Annotated in this window: 4 protein-coding genes; all 4 read right to left on the bottom strand. The window is 67.0% G+C overall.

Annotated elements, in window-relative coordinates:
- On the bottom strand, positions 1-1324 hold a 1324-nt coding region (locus WBL05_RS11845; RefSeq protein WP_424226164.1), incomplete at its 3' end, for a dynamin family protein.
- Complete coding sequence (locus WBL05_RS11840; protein ID WP_424226163.1) at positions 1321-3261, bottom strand: dynamin family protein; 1941 nt, start codon at positions 3259-3261, stop codon at positions 1321-1323. The genes WBL05_RS11845 and WBL05_RS11840, both read right to left, overlap by 4 nt.
- Before the next feature lie 125 nt (positions 3262-3386).
- Complete coding sequence (locus WBL05_RS11835; RefSeq protein WP_424226162.1) at positions 3387-4610, bottom strand: hypothetical protein; 1224 nt, start codon at positions 4608-4610, stop codon at positions 3387-3389.
- A 198-nt stretch (positions 4611-4808) separates the two neighbouring features.
- Positions 4809-5707: dihydroorotate dehydrogenase-like protein (locus WBL05_RS11830; protein WP_424226160.1), on the bottom strand; the 899-nt coding region annotated here is incomplete at its 5' end.

The following is a 5707-nucleotide window of genomic DNA, read 5'->3' as shown; positions in this document are numbered from 1 at the left end:
GGTCCGCGTCCTCGGGCAGGCCCAGGCGGACGGTCGCACCGGTACCGTCGCCGCCGACGATCCGGACGGCCTGCTCGGCCTCCTCCGGCGGCAGCGGCAACCCCGACACCCGCGCCTGGGACAGCAGCGACAGCTCGCGCAAGCTGTGCGCCGAGGTCTGGATGCGTTCGATCCCGCCCAGGATCGGCTCGGCGCCCTGCCTGGGCTTGTCGCGCAGCAGTTTCTCGAGACCCTCCAGCACCCCGCGAACCTTCAGCGTCGCGGCCCGCGAGCCGAACTGGAGCTGGATGAACCGGCTGAGGCCGAGCAGACCGCTCTGCTGGACGAGCCGGGCGGACAGCTCCGACGAGTCGGTCGCCCCGGCCCGGATCAGCGAGGTGGCCAACCGGACGCCGAACAGGCCGAACCGCACCAGCAGCTCACGCCGGTCGTCCTCGCTCAGGCTGATCACCTGGCTGGGCCGGACGAACCGGTCGGCGGAGACCAGCAGACCCTCGCGGTCCGCCCGGTCCAGGCCGGCCAGCTCCCGGAACGCGGCGAACTCGCTCTGCTTCAGGGTGCGGGCACCCTCTGCCAGCAAACCGGCCACCGGTATGACGCCGAGCACCAACGAGGCCAGGTCGCCGTCCCGTTCGTAGCGGCGGGCCACCTTCGCCGCCGAGAGCAGCGAGTCGATCCGACCCGAGCCGATCTCATCGGCCCGGGACAACACGGCAACCGCATTGACCGTCCGGGATGGCCCGGCCGCGGTGTCCCGGAAGGCTTCCAGGAACTTCAGGTCGGACGGGTGCAGGTGGCGCATCAGGTAGACGATCGCGTCCGCGGACGACGGCTGGTCGTCGGGCACCAGGAAGGCGGTCGACTTCTCCGAGATGCCCTGGGACAGCGACGCGATGCCCGGGGTGTCGATCAGCAGCACCTCCTTGAGCGCCGAGATGGGCCAGCTGATGTCGATCCGGTCGACGTCCTCAGGTGACAGCCCGCCGAGTTCGAGGACGAGTTTGCCGTTCACCCGCCGGATCGGCATCCGTCGCGGTTCACCCTCGACCAGGTGCAGCGTGATCGACGGGGTGTCGCCGTAGCGGTACCAGGTCACCACCCGGGTGCACTCGCCGGCGTCGGTGGGGGCGATCTGTTCGCCGAGCAGTGCGTTCAGCAGGGTCGACTTGCCCGCCTTGACGATGCCGGCCAGCGCGACCCGAAGTGGTTCGGTCAGCCGGGCCTCCAGGTCGACCAGCAGGGCGGTCGCCTCGGCGTCCCCGCGATACAGTTCGCGGGCGGCCTGCACCAGTTCGGTTGCCCCGGTCAGCAGCGGCGAGTTCACCGACCGATGACCTCCTTGGCGCGCACCGGCGCCAGTTGGGGCAGGTTGGCGTGCAACTGCTCGAGCTGTCGTAACTGGGTCTGCAGCAGCTGCAGCCGCTTCTCGCGTTCCTCGGTGTACGAGCCGGCCGCCTGCTTGGCCGCCAGCACGGCCTCGGACAGCGAGCGATGCAGTTCGTCGGCGATCGACCCGAAGTGGTCGCGGGCGGTGCGCTGCACCATCCGGAGCCGGTCCTTCAGCTCCTTCGAGACCTGGAAGGTGACCTCTTCGATGTAGCGCCGCACGATGTTCTTGGCCTCGAACCGGCGCCGGGTCAGCCGGTTGCTCATGTCCTCGCGGTAGGCGCGGCGGCCGACTAGGACGCCGGCCAGCAGCGACAGCGGGTTGATCAGCGACAGCCCGATCAGGCCGGTCGCCAGACCGACCATCAGCACGCCGCCGTACGATCCGCGGACGCCGATGTAGATCTTCTCGCCGGCGCTCATCGTGCCCGGGTCGAAGCCGGGCAGCGCCTCGACCGGGTCGAGGACGCCGTCGGTACTGCCCACCTCGATCTGGGGCAGCGAGGTCTCGCCGGCCACGAACAGCTCGGCCACCTCTTCGGTAAGCCAGCGGGAGCGTTCGTCGGTCCAGACGAACGTCTCGGAGATTGCCGCGGCGACCCGCTGGTCGATCCACTCCGAGATCTGCTCCCAGATGGGGCCGGGGTCGCCCTCGTCGATCGCCTGTTCGGCCTCCCGCTGCACCCGGCGCAGCCGGTCGCGCAGGTCGTGTTCCATGTCGGAGATCAGGTCTGCCATGCCGTCCGAGAGGGCCACCTGCCACTTGGAGGTGCGGCTGCGGAACTCCTCGGCGCGGGCCTTGGCGTGCTCCAGCTCGGCGATCAACCGGGGGGTGTCCTCGGGGTGCAGGATTGCGCTCAGTTCGGAGCGCAGCGAAACCGTCATCTGCTCGGTGACGAACGCCAGGTCGTGCACCGCAGCGCGGGCGTTGATCAACTCGGCCTTGGCCAGCACGTCGTTGCGCAGGTGCGCGACCAGGGACGGGAACCCCGACTCGGTGTTGAGCTCACGGCTCTGTTCGGACGCCGCCAGCAGCCGCAGGTCACTGGAGACCGGGAACAGCGGCATCTCGCCGACGTGGCGCAGGTGGCGCCGATCGATGCGTTCGATCTCGCGCCAGTCCGGGTACAGGTCGGTCTTGGCCAGTACGCCGGCGACGTTCGGGGAGATCCGCATCGCATGCTTGAGCAACTGCACCTCGGGCTCGGTGAGCTCCTGGGACGCGTCCGAGACCACCAGCACCGCATGCGCGGATGCCAGCGCCGACAGCGTGGTGAGCGCGGTTGACGAGTCGATCCCGCCGACGCCCGGCGAGTCGACCAGCCGCAGACCGCCCTTGAGGATCTCTCGCGGGATCAGCACCTCGGCGCCGACCAGCTTCCGTTCGTTGCCCGGATTGCCGTGCTCGGAGACGTACTCGGCAAGTTCCTCCATTGGGACGGGGATGCGTTCAACTTTCGCAGCTGGGTCATCGCCGTCGCCGACCCGCTTGATCACGTAGGCGGAAGGTTCGGGGGCGTAGCCAACGGCGGTGGGCACGCTGGTGGCCACGTCATCGTCGATCGGGCAGACCGGCGCGTTGACCAGGGCGTTGATCAGCTTGCTCTTGCCCTGCTTGAACTCGCCCACGACCACTACCCGGATGGCCGGGTCGAGCAGCCGGGAGTGGGTCTGCTGGAGCCGCTGGACCAGGTCGGCGCGGCCCACCTGTCCCGCCATCCTGCCGACCTGTTCCACCAGGCCGACGAGCACCTCCGGTTTCGGCGCCTGGCTTGCCGGGTCGAGCGGCTGCCCGGTTTCGGCGGGTTCGCCTCGTCTGGCCGCTGCGGCACTGCTTGCACCACGTTGACGCTCGGCCGCAACTCGGTCAGTCATGCATACTCCTCCACCATCGCGGGGCCCGGCATACCAAATTCATTGAACCATGAAGGGCAATCAAAGGCCACGGCCCGGCCACCCTGCGCGGGTGACCGGGCCATGAGTTCTCAGTCAGCGGAAAATCAGAAGATCTCGAAGTCGGTCTCGACCTCGCCGCCGTTGCTGGCAGCGCCGGGGCTGAAGATGTTGCCTTCGTTCTCCCACTCCCAGCTGTTGTTGAAGGTGGAGTCGATCTCGGTGGTGAAGGAGTCCTCGATCTGGAAGGAGTCGCTCACCGAGGTGTTGTACTGGGTCCAGTCGGAGAAGTCGTTGAACGAATCCTCGAACTCAACGTCGACCTCGAGCTCGTAACGCTCCGAGAAGTCGTTGAACGAGTCGTTGATGGTCGTGGTGATGTACTCGTTGCCGATGTTGACATCGCCGATCCGAACGTCGACCACCGAGTTGTCGATCGACACGTCGCCGCCGGCCGCGATCGAGTCGTCACCGAAGGCCACGTTCGCGCTCTGGCTGAACGCCTGGGCCACGCCGCTGCCGTCGCCGGTGTTGATGACCTGGTTGACCGACTGGTCGAACTGCAGGGAGCGGTTGTCGATGTTGATCTCGAGCTCTTCGATGCCGCCCTTGCCGCCACCGTGACCGTAGGCGCCCTTGACCGCTGCCGCCGCCGAGCCGCCACCGAGGAAGCTCTCGAAGTTGAACTCAGCGTTGCCGGCCTGGTACTGCCGCACCCCGACGGTGGTGGAGTAGTCGTTCAGCGTCTGGGTGTTGAACGAGCTGGTGATGTTGAACGAGTCCTGGTTGCGCACCGAGTTGTCGGTGTTGTCGTTGAACGAGTCATTGAGCTCGACCTCGACGTCCACGTTGGTGGAGCTGTCCTCGTTGAAGGAGTCCTCGATGTCCACGTTGGTGGAGCTGTCCTCGTTGAACGAGTCCTCGATGTCCACGTCGACGGAGTTGTCGGACTGGTCGCGGTTGTCGTTGAAGGAGTCCTCGATGTCGACCTCGGTCTCGGTGGACTGGTCGCGGTTGTCGTTGAAGGAGTCCTCAACATCAAGATTGTCGGAGTTGTCGTTGAAGGAGTCCTCGACCTCGACGTCGACGTTGGTCTCGGTGGAGTTGTCGTTGTTCGAGTTGACGTCATTGTTCGACAGCACGTCGTCGGTCTCCACGTCAACGACGGTGTTGTTGTTGCCCGAGTCGACAACGTTGTCCGACAGGATGTCGTCAGTCTCCACGTCAACGACGGTGTTGTCGTTGCCCGAGTCGACGATGTTGTCCGAGAGCACGTCTTCAACGTCGACGTTGGTCTGCAACCCGAGGAGGTTCACGTTCTCGTCAGCCATGGTGTTTGCCTTTCCACTTTTCGATCCCGAGTGGTCTCTTGGTGACAATCCTGAACGCGCCGGAGGATCCAGACATCGGGGCTCATCCCGGAGCGTCGAACCCCCCATACGGGGATTCGGATAGGGGTTCGCGGGGATCCGATCGGGGATAGGGGCTCGTGGCCGGCCACTGTGGCCCCAAAACCCGATCGGGACGGCTCACACCTGCGAGGTGATGACCTTCATGTACTGGGCCCGCTCGAACGCTGCGGGATCGGAGACCCGGTCGGCGCTCATCGAACCCTGCAGTTGCTGTACCGACTCGTAGTCGTGCTCCACCAGCCAGGTCTGCAGGTCGTGGAGCATCCGGCCAAGCCGGCCCGGCCCGTGCTGGATGACCGCAGAGGTGGTGCAGGCCACGTCCGCACCGACCAGCAGCGCCTTGACGGCGTCCAGACCGGAGTGCACCCCGGTGGTTGCCCCGAGCGACAGGTTCGGCCGCTGGGCGCGCAGGATCCCGATCCAGCGCAGCGGGAAGCGCAACTCCTCCGGGGTGGACAGCGCCAGCCGGCTGGTCAGCGCCAGGCCGTCCAGGTCGACCTCGGCGCCGTAGAAGCGGTTGAACAGCACCAGTCCGTTGGCGCCGGCGTCCTCGGCCCGCCGCGCGAAGCTGCTCAGGCCGGTGATGTGCTGGGAGAGCTTGACCGCCAGCGGCACCTCGATCTGCGCCCGCACCATCGAGATGATGCGCAGGTAGCGCTCCTCGACCTCGGCCGATGACTCGTCAGGGTCTGTGTTGACCGAGTAGAGGTTCAGCTCGATGGCGTCGGCACCGGCGTCGGCGAGCAGCCGGGCGTACCTCGCCCAGTCGCCGGGACGCGTCCCGTTCACGCTGGCCAGCACCGGGACCTGCAAGGCGGCCTTGGCCTTGCGGAGCAGCTGGAGGTGGCGCTGCGGGCCCAGGTTCTCCCAATCGATGTCAGGCAGCGGCGCCGAGGCGAACTCGGCGAAGTTCACCCCGGTGTCCTGCAAGGTCAGGGCAGCCAACTCCTCGGCCTCCACCTCTTCCTGGAACAGGCTGGGCAGCACCACCGCGCCGGCGCCGGCGTCCTCCAGGG

The organism is Brooklawnia sp. (assembly GCF_049651565.1).
Classification (GTDB): Bacteria; Actinomycetota; Actinomycetes; order Propionibacteriales; family Propionibacteriaceae; genus Brooklawnia.
The sequence above is the reverse complement of the archived record's forward strand: the minus strand, read 5'-3'. Positions and strand labels throughout refer to the sequence as shown.